Genomic DNA, 17,443 nt, shown 5'->3' with positions numbered 1-17,443 from the left:
CAAGCTCATTAAGGCATCGGCGAAAATCTCATTTTTGAGGTTTTCGCCGATTTTATTCCTGACGGAAACCTATAATGCAAAGTGCCGTAGCACTACAAAAGAAGGACAATACAGTCATGGCATCGTCGGATATTACCGTTTCCGGTCTTAGCAAGATTGGAAACGAAAACGCCGAGTACCTTGTTTCAAAGATTCGCACCATTCCGGGATTCCCCAAGGAAGGTATTCTTTTTCGTGATTTCATGCCTGTTCTGGCAGATGCGCGTGCCTTCGGATTGCTACTTGACGCACTCGAAGCCGCGTTGCCGGTCGCTGCCGATGAATTCGATATCATCGCAGGTTTGGAAGCCCGCGGATTCCTTTTTGGTCCTGCGTTGGCAGCGCGCCTGGGCAAGGGCTTCATCGCAGTGCGCAAGGCTGGCAAGCTTCCTCCGGAAACCGTTAGCGAAAGCTATGACCTTGAATATGGGCAGGCCACCGTCGAAATCGAGACGAATATCGTGCATGAGGGATCTCGTGTGCTTGTCGTTGATGATCTGATTGCCACTGGAGGAACAGCGCGTGCGGCTGCTTCGTTGATCGAAAAGTGTGGCGGCACGGTGGCAGGTTTCAGCTTCGTCATGGAGCTTGTCGGCATTGGTGGCATGGCATCGCTGGGAGACTGCCCGACAAGTTCACTGATCACCATGCCTGCGTGAGTTAAGTACATTCTTCGTAAATAACCAATAGCATCAAGGGAAAAGAATCCATGGATCTCTATGAGTACCAGGCTAGGGAACTGCTTGAAGAGCAGGGTATTCCAACGCCTAAGGCAGTGTTCGCGCAGAACTCTCACGAAGTGGCTGAGGCTGCCGAGCAGATTGGCTACCCCAACGTGATTAAGGCTCAGGTGAAGATTGGCCACCGCGGTCAGGCTGGTGGCGTCAAGCTGGCGAAGAATCGTGATGAGGCCATTCTTGCATCCGAAGACATCCTGCCGATGACCATTCACAAGCACAAGGTCAGCGGCGTGTTGGTGGCCGAGGCAAAGAACATTCTTCACGAGTATTATGTCTCTATTTCCGTGGATCGTTCGTCTCGCGATTTTGACGTGCTCGCTACTGCGAATGGTGGAACCGAGGTCGAGGAGATCGCCAAGGAACACCCGGAATCTGTGAAGCGTCTGCATATCGACGCTCTGGAGGATTTCGATATCGAGGCTGCGACCAAGATGGCGGAAAGCATTGGCTTCTATCATGCCGACGTCAACCAGGCAGCACAGATTCTGCTGAAGATGTGGCAGTGCTTCAAAGAGAACGACGCCACGCTTGTGGAAATCAATCCGCTTGCCAAGATCGGCGATCCGGATGACGAGTCTTCCAAGACATTGTGCGCCCTGGACGCCAAGATTTCTTTAGATGACAATGCTGCGTTCCGTCATGATGGCTGGAAGCGCTTCGCTGACCCAGTGCATGTGGATCCGTTTGAGCAGAAGGCGCGAGAGCATGGTCTGCACTATGTGCACCTTCAGGGTTCCGTCGGTGTCATTGGCAACGGTGCTGGTTTGGTGATGAGCTCACTTGACGCGGTTTCCGGAGCTGGAGAAGATCAGGGCACCAATGTCAAACCGGCAAACTTCCTTGATATCGGTGGTGGTGCGTCCGCCGAAGTGATGTGCGGCAGTTTGGAGATCGTGCTGTCCGACCCGCAAGTCGAATCGGTGTTGATCAACGTGTACGGTGGCATCACATCCTGCGAGCAAGTTGCCAAGGGCATTCTGGAAGCCCTTGACAAGCTTGGCAGTTCCAAGCCTCTGGTAGTCCGTTTCGACGGCAACGCGGCGGCAGAAGGTCTACATATTCTGGCTCAGGCCGATCGTGTCAATCTGCATGTTGCACAGACCATGGAAGAAGCCGCACAGCAGGCCGCGCGTCTTGCGGCCAATGGCAAGGAGGTTCGCTGAAATGACGCTTTTCATTGAGGATGGCGCACCTGTCATCGTGCAGGGTATGACCGGACATCAGGGCATGACCCATACCGCCCGCATGCTGAAGGCCGGCACCAATATCGTCGGCGGCGTCAACGCCCGCAAGGCCGGCCAGGAAGTCAATTTCCCCGCGGCCAAAGACGGCGAGGATGTTACGTTGCGTGTGTTCGGCAATTGCGCCGAAGCCGTGGAAGTCACCGGCGCCCAAGCGAGCGTCGTGTTCGTGCCGCCGCGTTTCGCCAAGGATGCCGTGGTCGAAGCCATTGAAGCCGGCATCAAGCTGATTGTTGTCATCACCGAAGGCATTCCTGTTGCCGATAGCGCGTACTTTGTTGAACTCGCATTGCGCAAGGATGTGCGTATTGTCGGTCCGAACTGCCCTGGTCTGCTTACCCTGCCTTCTACGGAAGGTGTGAATGGTTGCAATCTTGGCATTATTCCGGACGGCATCGTCTCCCGTGGACCTTTGGGTTTGGTGTCTAAGTCCGGTACGCTCACCTATCAACTGATGGGAGAGTTGTCTGACATTGGTTTTACCGCATGTTTGGGTGCTGGCGGAGACCCTATCGTCGGCACTACGTTGCAGGAGGCGCTTGAGGCGTTCGAAAACGATGATGCCACCAAGGCTGTCGTGATGATCGGTGAAATCGGCGGTAGTGCCGAACAGGATGCGGCCAAGTGGGCATCCGAGCATATGACCAAGCCGGTTGTCGCCTATATTGCAGGCTTCACCGCGCCGGAAGGCAAGCAGATGGGCCACGCTGGTGCCATCGTTTCCGGAGGCAAGGGAACTGCGCAAGATAAGAAGGAAGCGCTCGAAGCCGTGGGTATTCGTGTCGGACGCACTCCGGGGCAGACCGCTGAAATCATGCGCGAGGTGCTCGCTTCCAAGTCGATATGATGGCGAACCTGAAGTATTGGTTGAAGGGGCTTGCCGTGGCGGCATTGTCCATGGTCGTCTATGCCGGTGCCCTAGGCTGCTACATTGCGCTGATGCTTCTGGTTATTTCCATGGAAGAAGGCGGCGACAATCTCTCCGCCTTCTCTGTTTCCTTGACCGAGGCGGTTGTGCTTCTCAGCCAAGGGAACGGTTTCAAAACCGGATCCATCACTTTGACGATTATGCCGTTGCTGCTTACGGTTTTGCTGATCGCTCTTATCGCATCGCTCGCCAAACGCGTCGGAACGAGTCTGTCCGGATGCGTGGCAGGAACCATAGGCTGGGTGTTGATCAATGTGTTCTTCGCCAATAGCCTTGACATCAAACTCGTTGATACGACGGGCGTGGTTGCTGTGAAAACAGCGATCGTCTTTGTACTTGGCTATGCCATTGCCGCGATTCCCGAATCACCACTGACCAAACGAGATTTGGATTGGATCAGCGAGCATGTTTCGTCTCCGGTCCGTAAAACCGTCACCATTGGTGTTGCCTTGGGTGTGCTGTTGATCACGGTCTATCTGGTCATTGGACTGATTGTGGTCTTGTACTGGGCATTCAGCAACCAGTCGGCCATGGTGAAGTTGTATGAGCTATCGGGAATGCAGAACGGTTCTCGCATCCTCACCACGATCGCCATGATCGCTTGGATTCCAAATATCGCGATTTGGGCTATTTCCTGGGTATTCGGGGCCGGTTTTTCGATTGGCGATCTAGCGGAATTCACCATGTGGAGCGGTCAGGGGTCGGCATTGCCGTCTCTGCCGATATTCGGTTTGCTTCCTCAAGCGATTGAAACGAATTGGATTCGGATCGCGTTGATGTGCGTTCCTTTGGCTTTAGCTTGTGCCGCGGGCATGGTGGTCATGCTGTTCAACAAGGGCTTTCATATCAGAGTAGGCAACTCCGATCAGCAGATTGATGTCAAGAGGGTAGTGCTTGGCTTTGCCTATCCAGCGGGAGCGTTCTGCATTTCCTGCACCGTTGTATCGGTATGTTCGAGTCTGCTTTTTGCCATCTCCAGTGGAGCGTTGGGCTCAAAACATCTTGCGCACATCGGCGTCGACGTGATTTCATCGACCCGTAAGATTGGACAGCCTACTGCCGTGGGACTGTTTTCGTCATGGCTGCTGACTTTGGTGGCCGTATCCATGTTTTTTGGAATACGCTGGATAGTAAAGCGTGTCCGCGAGAGCAGGAGTGGTGCGTCCACTGCGGCTCTTGAATCAGATAATCGTGAGGTCGCCAATGCGGCCCGCACAGTGACCTCAACCATCAATAACAAGGAGGATCAGGGTGACAACAACGAATCGACCGATACGGCGAGCTCTGGTATCGGTCTTCCATAAGGAAGGCATCGAGGTTCTTGCCGAAGCGTTCATCAAGGCCGGCACTGAAGTGGTTTCCACTGGTTCCACTGCGAAGCGTCTTGCGGAACTTGGCGTCAAGGTGACGGAAGTCTCGGAAGTAACCGGCTTTCCGGAGTGCCTTGACGGTCGCGTCAAAACCCTCGACCCGCATATCCACGCGGGCATTCTCGCTGACATGACCAATGAGGACCACGCGGCACAGCTGGAAAAGTTCGGCATCAAGCCGTTCGATCTGGTGGTCGTCAACCTGTATCCATTCGCCGATACGGTTCGTTCTGGCGCGGATGAGGCTGCCACCATCGAGAAGATCGACATCGGTGGTCCGTCCATGGTTCGCGGTGCGGCCAAGAACAGCGCCACTGTGGCCATCATCACCGATCCGAACGATTACGCACTGGTAGCTGCGCGCATCGAAAACGGAGAGGGCTTCTCTCTCAAAGAACGTCGTTGGCTGGCCGGCAAGGCGTTCGCCCATACTGCCGCCTACGATGCCACCATTAACGAGTGGACTGCAAAGCACTGGCCGAAGCCTTTGACCGTTGAGCAGCCAACCGCCGAAGACGAGCCGGAAGTGAATGAGACCAAGTTCCCGGCCGCATTCACTCGTACTTGGGACCGTGCCCACGTGCTGCGTTACGGTGAGAATCCCCACCAGCAGGCCGCGCTGTATCTGGATCCGCTGAACCAGGATGGTTTCGCGCATGCCGAACAGCTCGGTGGCAAGCCGATGAGCTACAACAACTATGTTGATGCTGATGCTGCTTGGCGTGCCGTATGGGATTTTGCTCCCCAGATTGCCGTCGCCGTGGTCAAGCACAACAATCCGTGCGGCCTCGCCGTTGGCGCCACTGTTGCGGAAGCGCACAAGAAGGCACATGCCTGTGATCCGATGAGCGCCTATGGCGGTGTGATCGCCGCGAACAGCAAGGTCACCATGGAAATGGCGGAAAGCGTCCGCCCGATTTTCACCGAGGTGATTGTTGCTCCCGACTATGATGCCGACGCTCTCGAACTGCTGCAGACCAAGAAAAAGAACCTACGCATTCTGAAGGTTTCCGAGCCGCCGAAGTCCAAGACGCAGTTCCGTCAGATCGACGGCGGTCTGTTGGTGCAGTCCACGGATCTTATCGATGCTCCGGGCGACGATCCGAACGCTTGGAAACTGGTTTCCGGCGAGCCTGCTGATGAGCAGACCGTCAAGGATCTGGTTTTCGCTTGGCGGGCCATCCGCTGTGTCAAGTCGAACGCTATCCTGATCGCCCACGATCAGGCCACTGTTGGCATTGGCATGGGTCAGGTGAATCGTGTCGATTCCGCGAACCTGTCCGTCGAACGCGCCAACACGCTGGCTGATGGCGCAAACCGCACCAAGGGCGCTGTCGCTGCATCCGACGCGTTCTTCCCATTCGCGGATGGTGCGGAAATTCTCATCAATGCAGGCGTTAAGGCTATCGTTCAGCCGGGCGGTTCCATTCGCGACGAGGAAGTGTTCGAAGCGGCTCGTAAGGCCGGCGTCACCATGTATGTGACCGGCACCCGTCACTTCTTCCACTGATACGCCGCCTCTCATGTGAGGGGTATTGGTCAACGTGGCGTCCGATTCCGTATTGGTTTCGGACGCCACGTTTTATTATGATTACGGTTGTTGTACAGCAAGCAAGATGAAAGGCCCCGGAATGAGCCATCCTTACGTTTCCGAAGATCATGAGGGCAAACCGTGGTTCGAATGGATCGTCGCCGCGGTAGTGATTGTTGCGACGGTGCTTGCGGTCGCAGGATATACAAAAGCCGCCACCGCTGCGATTGCGGTGACGGCCATAGCGACTGGACTGGTCAGACTGGCATTGCGTGAGCGCAGTCCATGGAAGGTTCGGTCAGTTGCTTTCGACGCTTTCATCGGCATTGGCTTGGGCGTAGGACTGTTCATCCTGCTCACCATCGTTCCCGTCGGCAACTGACGCTTCGCCAAGAACGGTATTGCCTTCGACCTTATCGATTGTCTCGACAGTATCCGGCACGTTCTTCTTCGTACCAATCATGCCGGCGACGATGACGACGAGAGCAACAACTGCAGCGGCAAGAACAGGGCAAATCCAGAAGACCCACAGCTGTTGCAGCGGCTCTTCATTCAGTCCTTGATTCTGTGCGAAAATGGCAATGCCCGTGGCACGTGCCGGATTCAGTGCGGCTCCGGTCACCGGATAGGTGATAGCGGTGCCGATGCCGTAGGCAAGGCCCATGGCAACGGCGTGGTTTGTTTTGGACTCGCCGTGTCCGTCCGTGGTGCGCAGTGCGGAGGCAACGATAATGATACCTGCGACGACTTCAACGGCGATGGCCAGAGTGATGCCGAGGGTCACTCCATAATTGCCGAGGGTGGAGTAGGAGACGGAATTCTTATCGAAACCGTTGACCGTTGGTGTCATCCAGATCTTGAATGTCACCTGCTCGGAAGTCGGCAGAAGGAACCGGATAGCGGCACCCGCGCCGATACCGCCGAGCACTTGGGCAATGATGTACAGAATGCCATCAAGCACGTGGGTTTTGCCAGTGAGCATGGCGGCGACGGATACGGCCGGATTGAACTGTGCTCCGGAAATGGAACCGAAGATTACGGTGACGGCGGCGTATACGATGCCCGTCAACAGGGCGATGAACGCCATGTTAATGCCATACACCGCGGAACCAAGCGAGCAGATCGCATAAATCGCGAAGCAAATGATGAAGCTTCCCACAAGTTCCGCTCCGACACGAAGTGTCAACGGCTTGCTTTGTTCTTCCTTGGTTATGGGCGTTGCTTCAACAGCAGTCATAGTCTTTCCTCTGTCATATAGTGGACAAGTTGCGATTTTGGGAAATCGCCAAACGACTGCCATAGTACCAGCAGTCCCTATAAGTATTATCCGGCCACGTTGGGAGAACGATGCCAAACGCATATTCCCGCGCCGCGAAGGCGCACACACACGATAATGAAGGTATCCGTCTGCAGAAGCTTCTTGCTCAGGCAGGATTCGGATCCCGTCGCAAATGTGAAGAGATCATTACTGAAGGACGTGTCGAAATCGACGGCGAGCTTGTTACCGAATTGGGCACTCGCGTCGATCCGAAACATCAGGAAGTCCGTGTGGACGGCTCCCGTGTTCGCGTGAATCCCAATCATGTCACGCTCGCTTTGAACAAGCCGAAGCGTGTGCTGAGCGCCATGGAGGATCCGAAGGGACGCTACACCCTGAGCGATATCGTCGGCGACAAGTATGACCGTATTTTCCACATGGGCCGTCTGGATTATGATTCCGAAGGCCTGATTCTCATGACGAACGATGGCGAGCTCAGCCAGCACGTCATGCACCCCAAGTACGAGGTTGAGAAGACCTACATCGCCACGTTGGAAGGTCGCATCAGCGGTCAGGTGTGCCGCCGACTGGTCACTACAGGCGTGCAGCTCGACGATGGTTGGATCAAGCTCGACCGTTGCGCGATTCTTGATGCCAGCCGCGACAGCACGCTGGTCAAGGTTGTGCTGCATTCCGGCAAGAACCGTATCGTCCGTCGCATTTTCGGTTCGATCGGATTCCCGGTCAAGCGTCTGGTACGCACCCAGATCGGCCCGATTAAGCTTGGCGATCTGAAATCCGGATCGTACCGTGTGCTTTCGCAGACCGAGGTGCGTTCCCTGTCCAAGGCGGTGGGCCTGTGATTCGCGTAGCGATTGATGGACCTGCGGGTGTCGGCAAGTCTTCCACATCCAAGGCGTTGGCCAAATATTACGGTTTCGCTTACCTCGATACCGGTGCCATGTATCGTGCCTGCGCATGGTGGTGCATGAACAAGGGCATTGACCTTGACGCGGAGACGATCGATGAACAACTGGTCACCGAAACCGTGGGAGAGTTCTTTACCGAAGGTCATTTCGACATCAGCGTCGATCCAGACGATTCGAAGGTATATGCCGACGGCGAAGACATCAGCGACGTTATTCGTTCCTCCGAAGTGTCATCCCATGTGTCCAAGGTGTCGAACATCATTCCCGTCCGTCACGTGCTGATTGCCGCTCAACGCGCGTACATCGCACGCGAAGCTGCGTCTGACTCTTTTTCTGAGGGTGCCGGAGTGGTCGCCGAAGGCCGTGACATCACTACGGTTGTTGCGCCGGATGCTGAAGTGCGTGTGTTGCTCACCGCCCGTGAAGAGGTGCGACAGGCTCGTCGTTCCGGTCAGTCAACTGATGGTGTCGGATCAGAAAATGTTGCGGCGCGAGATGCAGCTGATTCCAAGGTCACGAATTTCACATCTGCCGCGGAAGGCGTGCTGACCGTCGATAATTCCGATTTGAATTTCGGCGAAACGCTTGATGTGCTTGTGCGCATTGTCGACGATGCCATCGAAGAGCAGCAGTATCGCCAGTACGCTTCCAATCTTGACGATTATGAGTTGGATGAGGGCGATGAAGGACTGATCGATGGATCGTCGTTCGTTGGCGGCGAACGCCGGTCCGGCCCGAAGCCGGTTGGCGTGCTTGCCGTCGTTGGGCGCCCTAATGTCGGCAAGTCCACGCTGGTGAACCGTATTCTCGGCCGCCGCGCTGCTGTGGTGGAAGACACTCCCGGCGTGACTCGAGACCGTGTGAGCTACGATGCCGAATGGGCCGGCACCGATTTCAAGCTGGTTGATACCGGTGGCTGGGAAGCCGACGTCGAAGGTATCGAATCCGCCATCGCATCCCAGGCGCAGATCGCCGTTCAGCTTGCAGACGCTGTGGTGCTTGTGGTGGATGGCCAGGTTGGTCTTACCAACACCGACGAGCGCATTGTCAAGATGCTGCGCGCCTCCGGCAAGCCGGTCACGCTGGCGGTGAACAAGGTTGATGATCGTGAGAGCGAATATTTGACCGCTGAATTCTGGAAGATGGGCTTGGGGGAGCCGTATGGCATTTCCGCCATGCACGGTCGCGGTATTGGCGAACTGCTTGACGCTGCCTTGGATTCGTTGAAGAAGGCTGAGAAAACATCCGGTTTCCTTACTCCGTCCCATTTGCGCCGTGTGGCGTTGGTCGGTCGACCGAACGTCGGCAAGTCGTCTTTGCTGAATCAGCTGGCTCACGAGGAACGTACTGTGGTCAATGATTTGGCAGGTACCACTCGCGATCCAGTCGATGAAGTGGTGACGGTTGATGGGGAGGATTGGCTGTTCATCGACACTGCAGGCATCAAGCGTCGCCTGCATAAGCTGTCTGGTGCCGAATATTTCTCATCCTTGCGTACTCAGGCCGCGATTGAGCGTTCGGAACTTGCGCTGGTGCTGTTTGATGCTTCCCAACCGATTTCCGATCAGGATTTGAAGGTGATGAGCCAAGCAGTGGACGCCGGTCGATGCATCGTTTTGGTGTTCAACAAGTGGGATTTGATGGATGATTTCGACCGTCAGCGAATGGAACGCTTGTGGAAGACAGAATTCGACCGTGTAACGTGGGCTCAGCGCGTGAATCTGTCGGCTAAAACCGGATGGCATACGAACCGTCTGGCCAGAGCCATGCGTGGAGCGCTGGAATCATGGGACAAGCGTATTCCGACCGGTAAGCTCAATGCGTTCTTGGGTAAAATCCAAGCCGCCCATCCGCATCCACTGCGTGGAGGCAAGCAGCCGCGTATCTTGTTCGCGACGCAGGCTTCGACGCGTCCACCGCGTTTCGTGATTTTCGCTACCGGCTTCCTTGAGCATGGTTACCGCCGATACATCGAACGTTGCCTGCGCGAGGAATTCGGTTTTGAAGGTTCCCCGATTCAGATTTCGGTGAATATTCGAGAGAAGAAGAAACGCAAGTAAGTTTCTATGGATGGTGGCCGCACACCATTCCTTGGGTGTGCGGCCACCATCCATATTTGCTAGATCAGTGCACGCCAATCATGCGTGACTCATTGTCACATGCTTAAAACAGCGGCTGTTCCTCAGTATCCCGTTGACGTAGATATCCGCTGATCGCACGCCGCGCGAGCGAACTCAAGGATATGCCTTCCTCGGACGCGCGCTCCCGTGCCATCTTGCCGATGGCATAGGGGAGTTTGATTTTCCATTCGTCTCCGAGCTGTTCTCGACCGTCGGTGTTCTTCGGTCTTCGTCCAGGGCGGACGGTGTCCGTGGTCTCATTCAGATCGTCGCATTCAAGCGCCTTGCGCGTCAGTTCGGTAAGGGTGATGCCATCATGCTTCGCCCGCTCCCTGGCCGCTACGCCAAGTTCCCGGGACAGACGTATCTTCCACTCATCCTCAAGCTCGGATGAGTCAAACACGTGGGCAAAGCCGTCAACGTCGTCAAACTGTGGCTGGGCGTCCATCGACTTCAAGACAATCACCCCTTACCTGCATGCGTAAGACTGACATCCTAAAAAAGAAAACCCGAAATCGCATGAATTCGGGTTTTTCTGGTCGGACCAGCGGGATTTGAACCCGCGACCCCTTGACCCCCAGTCAAGTGCGCTACCAAACTGCGCTATGGTCCGAACGATGCAAAAAGCACCGAACATGAAACATAGCACAACCTGCTCTATTTTTCAAATTCATCGTGTCGCACGATTCGCGAAACATGATAAAAGAGTTCTTGGGATGTCATTTTTGTCAAGAATTTTCCCTTTTTGCCACCAAAAGCCCCCGTCATGGGAATTTTGTCGTAGTATTGCCTAGGTACGATGAGAACAGGACGCCCGCACGAAAGGGAAAGACATTGACTGAGGACGCATTTGAACATTCCGCCGCAAAGATGCGGGACAACGGGATGACCGATATGGCCATTGCGCAATTCAAACGACTGTACGAGGTTTGGCGCAGTGAGGAAGCAAGCACATGGATCCGTGAGGATGATGTTGAGCCTCTGGTGGGAGTGCCTAGCTTCCATGATGTCTACGAGACCATCAACCATGACAAAGCCGTCGATGCTTTTGCCAAAACCGCGTTCCTCAAACTTAATGGTGGCCTCGGCACGTCCATGGGCTTGGATTGCGCCAAGTCCTTGCTGCCAGTGCGTCGCCATAAGGCACGTCAGATGCGCTTCATCGACATCATCATCGGTCAGGTGCTGACTGCACGCACTCGTCTGGGTGTGGAACTGCCATTGACGTTGATGAACTCCTTCCGCACGTCGAATGACACCATGAAGGTGCTGCGTGCCAACAAAAAGTTCCATCAAGAGGACATTCCTCTGGAAATCGTGCAGCATCAGGAACCGAAAATCGGTGCGGAAACCGGTCTTCCTGTCAGCTTCCCGGCAAATCCGGAACTTGAATGGTGCCCGCCAGGCCATGGCGACCTGTTCTCCACCATTTGGGAATCCGGCCTATTGGACGTCCTCGAGGAGAAGGGCTTCAAATACCTGTTCATCTCGAATTCCGACAATCTCGGCGCACGTCCTTCGCGCACGCTGGCGCAGCACTTCGAAAATACCGGTGCGCCATTCATGATCGAGGTCGCAAAACGTACTCCAGCTGATCGCAAGGGCGGGCATATCGTGCGGGACAAGGCGACCGGCCGCTTGATGTTGCGTGAGATGAGCCAGGTGCATCCGGACGATAAGGATGATGCGCAGAACATCGAAAAGCATCCGTATTTTAACACGAACAGCATCTGGGTGCGTATCGACGCTCTGAAGGCCAAGCTGTCCGCATATGATGGCGTGCTTCCTCTTCCGGTGATTCGCAATAACAAGACCGTCGATCCGACCGATCCGACGAGCGAGCCGGTCATCCAGCTGGAAACAGCCATGGGAGCGGCGGTGACGTTGTTCGACGGGGCTACCTGCGTATGCGTTGACCGTATGCGTTTCCTGCCGGTGAAAACCACCGACGATTTGTTTATCATGCGATCCGATCGATTCCATCTGACGGACCAGTACGAGATGGAAGATGGCAATTACGTCTTCCCGGATGTTCACTTGGATGCGCGGTATTACAAGAACATCCATGATTTCGATACGAGATTCCCTTATGGCGTTCCGTCGCTTGCCGCGGCCAATTCCGTCGACATCGATGGTGACTGGACCTTCGGCAGGGACGTGATACTGTTCGGTGACGCGCGGCTGACCGACACAAGTGAGCCGAGTTATGTTCCGAATGGCGAATACGTTGGCCCGCAAGGTGTTGAGCCTGATGATTGGGTCTGATTCGAGGGGTAGCCTCAACACGAAAAACTGTATTTTTTCGTAAAATAGACACAATCTGAACGAAAACCCTCTATCATAGAGAGGTGTGTGCAGAGCCTGAACCGGCTAGGCACTTAAGATGAAACGTTAACGAGACGTGAGGACTAATGGCAGAGGGCAGTAACGGAAGGCGTCGTTTCTCCGACAAATGGGGCAAGCACGAACTTGATGTATTGGCTGTGCTTTCCTCAGCTTTCCCGCAATGGCTCACTTCCCGTCAGATTGCCCAGCGTGTGAAGGCGTATGCCGATTCCTATGGGGAGCTGGCTGATCAGGCGGCGAAGGCGGCTTTTGCCAAGCAATTCCAGCGTGACCGTGCCAAGCTTGCGGCCATGGGCATCGCCATCGAATCGAGGCAGCCTGAGTATTCATCTAAGTCGGAAGGCCAGGATTTCGCATCCTATCGTCTGCAGCTTGGAGATGAGCCTCGCGTTCGTCTGCTGTTCGGCGACGAGGATTTGCCGATTCTTGCCGCGGCCAACTATCTGGCCCGTTCCATGTCGATTTCCTCAGCTCCCGCACATGAGACGCAGCATACGTCCCGTACCGCGCCTCGCGTCCCTCAGACTCCGACTCCAGGGCTTGGTCTTGATTCCATCGCTCCGGGTCTGGGAACGCAATCCATTCCCGACGAATTGGTCAAGGTCGTTGACCAGCGTCGTTTCGCGGCGACTGTAGATGTTGACGGCGAGCATTTGAACGTCGCCTACACCGATTCCGATGATCTGGCCATGTTCGTGCTTTCTCATCCGGGTGCTTCCATCGTCAGTCCTCAGGAGGCTGTCGACGCGTTCAACCGCCGTTTGAATGCCGCCACGCAGTTCGTGCCTGCCGACGAATCCACAGGAGGCGATAGCTCCACTGTCACAGCCATGGAAATCAACCGCAACAGCGCTGACGACGATGCAGAGGAGTGCAAGGGGCGTCCGAAGAAGAATTCCGCATTCCAGACGGGTAGTGAAGTCGACCGTCGTCTGCGTCTGATGCTGTTCCTTTCGGCGCACCTCGGCGAAGAATATTCGCTTGAGGAACTTGCGGAACGTTTCATTGGCAAACCGAAGTCCGATGACGAGCTGAAGAAGTTCGTCAATGTCATTCATAAAGACATCAACACGCTGACTACGGTTTCCGACGATGGTGAGATGGCAGGAAGCCAGTTCTTTGACATCGACTGGTCGTTGCTTGACGCTGAAGGCATTGTTTCCGCCACGAATTCGCTTGGGCTGGAACGCTTGGCAGGTATCTCCCAGCAGTATTTGAGCATGCTTACCGCATCGGTGAGCTATCTTGCGCATTCGTCGTTGCTGCCGGACAAGTTGCGTGAACAGGCTGAATCGTTGTACAGCCGTCTTCGTCAACATGTTGAGCCGGGGGACATGCCTTGGCTGAGTCTGACCGGTTATGAGATGGAACCGCGTAATTTCTCCATTGTGAAGAGCGCGATCTCCAAGAGCTTGCTGCTTGACATGGAATATACGGATGGCGCCGGAAGGACCCAGCGTAAGCTTGTCGCGCCAGATAAGATCTTCGTCGATGAGGGAGTCTTCTACGTTGCCGTATGGACTGACGTCGCTGCCGCTGCACCGGCTGACAAAGCTAAGTACGTGAAGAAAGACACCACGATCAACAAGGCCACAGGAAAGCCTCGCATCTGGCAGGTGCTTCGCATTTCCCGCATTGAAAAGGCCGAACTGGTTGAACCTACCGCGAAAATCGACATTCCCGACGTTCCCGCATCCGAATTGCGCAAATGGAGCTTCGATAATGGAACTCCAGCTGTGTTCGTCACCAATCAGGATGATCTGTCATTTATTGACGGGCTGTCGGGAGCAACAGTCGAAAAGTGCGGAGAGGGCGAGAAGGTGCATCTGATCGTCTCGTCCGATTCCTGGTATGTCGCATTCTGTATTTCCCACGCACGGCATATCACTGCCGTAGCTCCCGAAACGTTGCGTACCATGATTGTCGCCCGTGCCCAGCATGAGCTGAGCATTGGCGATCGTGAGAATGAAGGCTGACGGGGGAGAGACTATGCCTTGGTGGATTTGGCTGTTGCTCGCTCTGTTCATGCTTGCAATGGTTGTTTCCGGAGTCGTCTACGCATGTTTACACGGCTATCGAGCATTCAAGGACGTGGCGAAGCTGGGTGAACGGACGGCAAAACGAATCGAGGCGATGGGCAAACCATTGCCCCAAAACAACGAGAATGAAGCGCCTTTCTTTACCAGACCTTTAAAGGATGCTGCAGATCGTTATGCGGATGCCCATGCCGGAGTCATTGAGAGGCATGAAGCGAAGCGAAGCCGTCATGCTCAACAGTGGGCACAATGGCGTCATTGTAACGATTGACCCAACCATATTAAGGAATCATGACCCATCATCGTCGCCGTAATAACGGTATTGACCCGTCGAAAATCAATGAGACCGTGGAGTTGTCTCCCGCGCAACGGTATGCCGCATTCAAACAAACGCAGGCCAAGCAGCGCACGGTTGCGGCCGAATTCGCAAGATCCATGCCATTCGAGCTTGACGAATTCCAGATGCAAGCCAACGATGCGTTGGAGGCTGGCGATAATGTGCTCGTGGCAGCTCCTACGGGAGCAGGCAAGACTGTCGCAGCCGATTTCGCCATCTATCTGGCGCAGACGCGGAATGTCAAAGCCTTTTATACCACGCCGATCAAAGCGCTGAGCAACCAGAAATACCATGATCTGGTCGACCAGTATGGAACGGATAAGGTCGGATTGCTGACCGGAGACACGTCCATCAACTCTGAGGCGGATATTGTGGTTATGACCACGGAAGTGTTGCGCAATATGCTGTATGAGCATTCCGTGACGCTTGAAGCGCTTCGTTATGTGATCCTTGACGAAGTGCACTATCTTGCTGACCGTTTCCGAGGGCCGGTCTGGGAAGAAGTCATTATCCACTTGCCGAAAAACGTGAACATCATAGGTCTTTCCGCGACGGTTTCCAATGTCGAGGATTTTTCCGAATGGATCGAATCTGTTCGTGGCAAAACCACGTTGGTCATGTCGGAACAGCGTCCGGTACCGTTGGAGCAGCATGTGCTCGTACAGGCAGATGACCATACCGAACCAGAACTCATCGACCTATATCGGCGTGACGCCAATGGCGAACAGACGGTCAAACTCAATGCGCAGCTGATAAACAGACTTGATCAGCTTGATCGTCAGGCGGAACGGCGCAAGGGCGAGCGACGTCCTGATAAGCGTAGGGCCAAAGGTAAAGGTGGACGATGGGACGATCGCCCGCATAAGGTCGAACGCCATACGCCTCGACGCTGGGCGGTTGTGGACGAGTTGAATTTTCTTGACATGCTGCCGGGAATCTACTTCATTTTTTCAAGAAACGGTTGCGATCAAGCGGTTGACCAATGCATCAACGCAGGCTTGGAACTCACCACCAGCGACGAAGTGCAACAAATCAGACGGATCGTCGATGAGATGGTCGAAGGCCAGTTGAGCCAAGAAGACTTGAAAGCGCTGCATTTCTCGCAATTTCGTTTCGCCCTGGAAGAAGGGTTCGCTCCGCATCATGCGGGAATGGTCGCATTGTTCCGCCAGATTGTCGAACGCTTGTTTGAAGAAGGCTTGGTTAAAATGGTCTTCGCCACGGAAACGCTGGCTTTGGGCATTAACATGCCCGCACGGTGTGTGGTGGTTGAAAAGCTTGAGAAATTCGACGGCACCGGGCATGTTGGGTTGACTCCCGGCGAGTTTACCCAGTTGACCGGTCGTGCGGGACGACGTGGCATCGACACCATCGGACATGCCGTTGTGGTGGACCACCATGGTTTTGTTCCCGCCACTGCGGCCGCCTTGTCCAGCAAACGAGTGTATCCGCTTCACTCAAGCTTCAGACCGACCTTCAATATGGCTGTCAATCTATTGAATTCCAGCGACTATGAAACAGCTCGCGTTACGCTTGACCACTCCTTTGCGCAATGGGAAGCCAACGAGTCGGCATGGCAGCTTGAAGCACAGATGGAAACCTTATGCAAGGCTCTGGAAGGATACGAGCAGGCTTTCCAGTGTGAATTCGGCGATTTCAAAAAATTCATGCGTTTGCGGATGCGTTTGAGTGATTTGGAGAAGAACGAACGTCGCAAACTCAAGCATGAGGTGTTCCGTACGCAGAAGGAACGCAGCCAGGCGTTTATGGATCTTGACAAACGCATCAAGAAACTCAGAGAAGAAGACCGCGACCATCCATGCCGTAAATGCCCTGATGTGCAGAAGCACTTGAAATGGGGACATCGTTGGGCTCGTGAGATGCGCGAGTTGGAACGGGTACAGCATCGTTACGATTCGCGAACCGGTTCCGTGGCACGTCAGTTTGATCATATTTGCGCTGTGCTTTCCAATCTCGGCTATCTTCAGCCGGTACGGGAATCCGCGGGCCATGGTGATTATCAGCTCACGGAACGTGGCCAGCTGTTGCGGCATTTGTACAGCGAGCTTGATCTAGTATTGGCGCAGGCGATTGACGATGGCGCATTTGACGGGTTGAACGCCTGTGAATTGGCCAGCGTCGTCGCATCGTTGGTGTTCGAAGCCCGCAGGGGAGGCGGGGGAGAGCCGCGTCGTTACCCTGGAGGCATTCAAGGGAACGTCGCCGTGTGCGCAGCGCAGCTTAAGGGCGTCCATGCGTCGATTGCCATGTTATGTGAGGATCACATGCTTGAGGAGCCTCGCCAACTCGATTTTGGCATCACCGATATCGTCTACGATTGGGCGCAAGGTGAAAGCCTGTCGCAGGTGCTGTACGGCACCGATCTGACGGGCGGCGATTTCGTGCGTAACGGCAAACGGCTTGCCGACGTGCTTCAGCAGATAGCCGTGGCTGGACCGTATCTTGCGGATCGTGCCGAAACGTTGGCGCCAGTCGCAAAGCAGGCGTACGATCGCATCAATCGTGGCATCGTCGCATACTCCGGCGTCGACTAAAATCGAACATCAA

At 54.9% G+C, this 17,443-nt stretch carries 13 protein-coding genes, 1 tRNA gene and 2 pseudogenes; 13 read left to right on the top strand and 3 right to left on the bottom strand.

Features of this window, described 5'->3' with window-relative positions:
• Positions 1-116 precede the first annotated feature (116 nt).
• The 6 genes from BBPC_RS04970 to BBPC_RS09580 all read left to right on the top strand — a co-directional run bounded on the left by BBPC_RS04970 (position 117) and on the right by BBPC_RS09580 (position 6,231).
• Positions 117-698: an adenine phosphoribosyltransferase gene (locus tag BBPC_RS04970; RefSeq protein ID WP_022244813.1), complete on the top strand. Its 582-nt coding sequence runs from the start codon at positions 117-119 to the stop codon at positions 696-698.
• A gap of 50 nt (positions 699-748) precedes the next feature.
• The gene (gene sucC / locus BBPC_RS04965; RefSeq protein WP_004222178.1) at positions 749-1,942 is read left to right on the top strand and encodes an ADP-forming succinate--CoA ligase subunit beta; all 1,194 of its coding nucleotides are present in this window, start codon (positions 749-751) and stop codon (positions 1,940-1,942) included.
• Position 1,943: 1 nt separating this feature from the next.
• Complete coding sequence (gene sucD / locus BBPC_RS04960) at positions 1,944-2,867, top strand: succinate--CoA ligase subunit alpha (protein WP_022244812.1); 924 nt, start codon at positions 1,944-1,946, stop codon at positions 2,865-2,867.
• On the top strand, positions 2,864-4,252 hold the full coding sequence (locus BBPC_RS04955; protein WP_004222174.1) for a cell division protein PerM: 1,389 nt from the start codon (positions 2,864-2,866) through the stop codon (positions 4,250-4,252). Before sucD ends, BBPC_RS04955 begins: the two co-directional genes overlap by 4 nt.
• Positions 4,200-5,828: a bifunctional phosphoribosylaminoimidazolecarboxamide formyltransferase/IMP cyclohydrolase gene (gene purH / locus BBPC_RS04950; RefSeq protein ID WP_004222171.1), complete on the top strand. Its 1,629-nt coding sequence runs from the start codon at positions 4,200-4,202 to the stop codon at positions 5,826-5,828. The genes BBPC_RS04955 and purH overlap by 53 nt, the downstream gene beginning before the upstream one ends.
• Positions 5,829-5,949: 121 nt before the next feature.
• Positions 5,950-6,231: a hypothetical protein gene (locus BBPC_RS09580; RefSeq protein WP_022244809.1), complete on the top strand. Its 282-nt coding sequence runs from the start codon at positions 5,950-5,952 to the stop codon at positions 6,229-6,231.
• On the opposite strand, the gene BBPC_RS04945 is transcribed toward BBPC_RS09580, so the two are convergent.
• The gene (locus BBPC_RS04945; protein WP_004222168.1) at positions 6,148-7,086 is read right to left on the bottom strand and encodes an MIP/aquaporin family protein; all 939 of its coding nucleotides are present in this window, start codon (positions 7,084-7,086) and stop codon (positions 6,148-6,150) included. The two genes, BBPC_RS09580 and BBPC_RS04945, sit on opposite strands and share 84 nt — an antisense overlap.
• 110 nt (positions 7,087-7,196) lie before the next feature.
• Between BBPC_RS04945 and BBPC_RS04940 the strand changes: the two genes are divergently transcribed.
• Both BBPC_RS04940 and der read left to right on the top strand, forming a co-directional pair.
• The gene (locus BBPC_RS04940; RefSeq protein ID WP_004222165.1) at positions 7,197-7,970 is read left to right on the top strand and encodes a pseudouridine synthase; all 774 of its coding nucleotides are present in this window, start codon (positions 7,197-7,199) and stop codon (positions 7,968-7,970) included.
• Positions 7,967-10,096, top strand: coding sequence for a bifunctional cytidylate kinase/GTPase Der (der, locus tag BBPC_RS04935; RefSeq protein ID WP_004222162.1), 2,130 nt, complete (start codon positions 7,967-7,969; stop codon positions 10,094-10,096). The genes BBPC_RS04940 and der overlap by 4 nt, the downstream gene beginning before the upstream one ends.
• A 103-nt stretch (positions 10,097-10,199) precedes the next feature.
• Here der and BBPC_RS04930 read toward each other — a convergent pair whose 3' ends face one another.
• Both BBPC_RS04930 and BBPC_RS04925 read right to left on the bottom strand, forming a co-directional pair.
• Positions 10,200-10,604 (bottom strand): hypothetical protein, encoded by a 405-nt coding sequence (locus BBPC_RS04930; protein WP_004222161.1) that lies wholly within the window; start codon positions 10,602-10,604, stop codon positions 10,200-10,202.
• Positions 10,605-10,692: 88 nt separating this feature from the next.
• Positions 10,693-10,769, bottom strand: a tRNA-Pro gene (locus BBPC_RS04925).
• A 257-nt stretch (positions 10,770-11,026) separates the two neighbouring features.
• On the opposite strand from BBPC_RS04925, the gene BBPC_RS04920 reads away from it, so the two are divergent.
• The 5 genes and pseudogenes from BBPC_RS04920 (at position 11,027) to BBPC_RS04905 (ending at position 17,430) form a co-directional block, all read left to right on the top strand.
• Positions 11,027-12,421: a UTP--glucose-1-phosphate uridylyltransferase gene (locus BBPC_RS04920; protein WP_047749745.1), complete on the top strand. Its 1,395-nt coding sequence runs from the start codon at positions 11,027-11,029 to the stop codon at positions 12,419-12,421.
• Positions 12,422-12,567: 146 nt separating this feature from the next.
• Positions 12,568-13,309 (top strand): annotated as a pseudogene (locus BBPC_RS10270) (helix-turn-helix transcriptional regulator); the annotation flags it as partial.
• A 74-nt stretch (positions 13,310-13,383) separates the two neighbouring features.
• Positions 13,384-14,478: pseudogene (locus BBPC_RS10265) on the top strand (helix-turn-helix transcriptional regulator); the annotation flags it as partial.
• Between the two features lie 13 nt (positions 14,479-14,491).
• On the top strand, positions 14,492-14,809 hold the full coding sequence (locus tag BBPC_RS04910) for a hypothetical protein (RefSeq protein ID WP_022244805.1): 318 nt from the start codon (positions 14,492-14,494) through the stop codon (positions 14,807-14,809).
• Positions 14,810-14,829: 20 nt separating this feature from the next.
• Entirely contained in the window at positions 14,830-17,430 is a 2,601-nt protein-coding gene (locus BBPC_RS04905) for a DEAD/DEAH box helicase (RefSeq protein ID WP_004222150.1), read from the top strand.
• Positions 17,431-17,443: the final 13 nt, after the last annotated feature.

This window comes from Bifidobacterium pseudocatenulatum DSM 20438 = JCM 1200 = LMG 10505 (assembly GCF_001025215.1).
Taxonomy (GTDB): domain Bacteria; phylum Actinomycetota; class Actinomycetes; order Actinomycetales; family Bifidobacteriaceae; genus Bifidobacterium; species Bifidobacterium pseudocatenulatum.
This window is presented reverse-complemented; position numbering and strand designations above follow the sequence as displayed.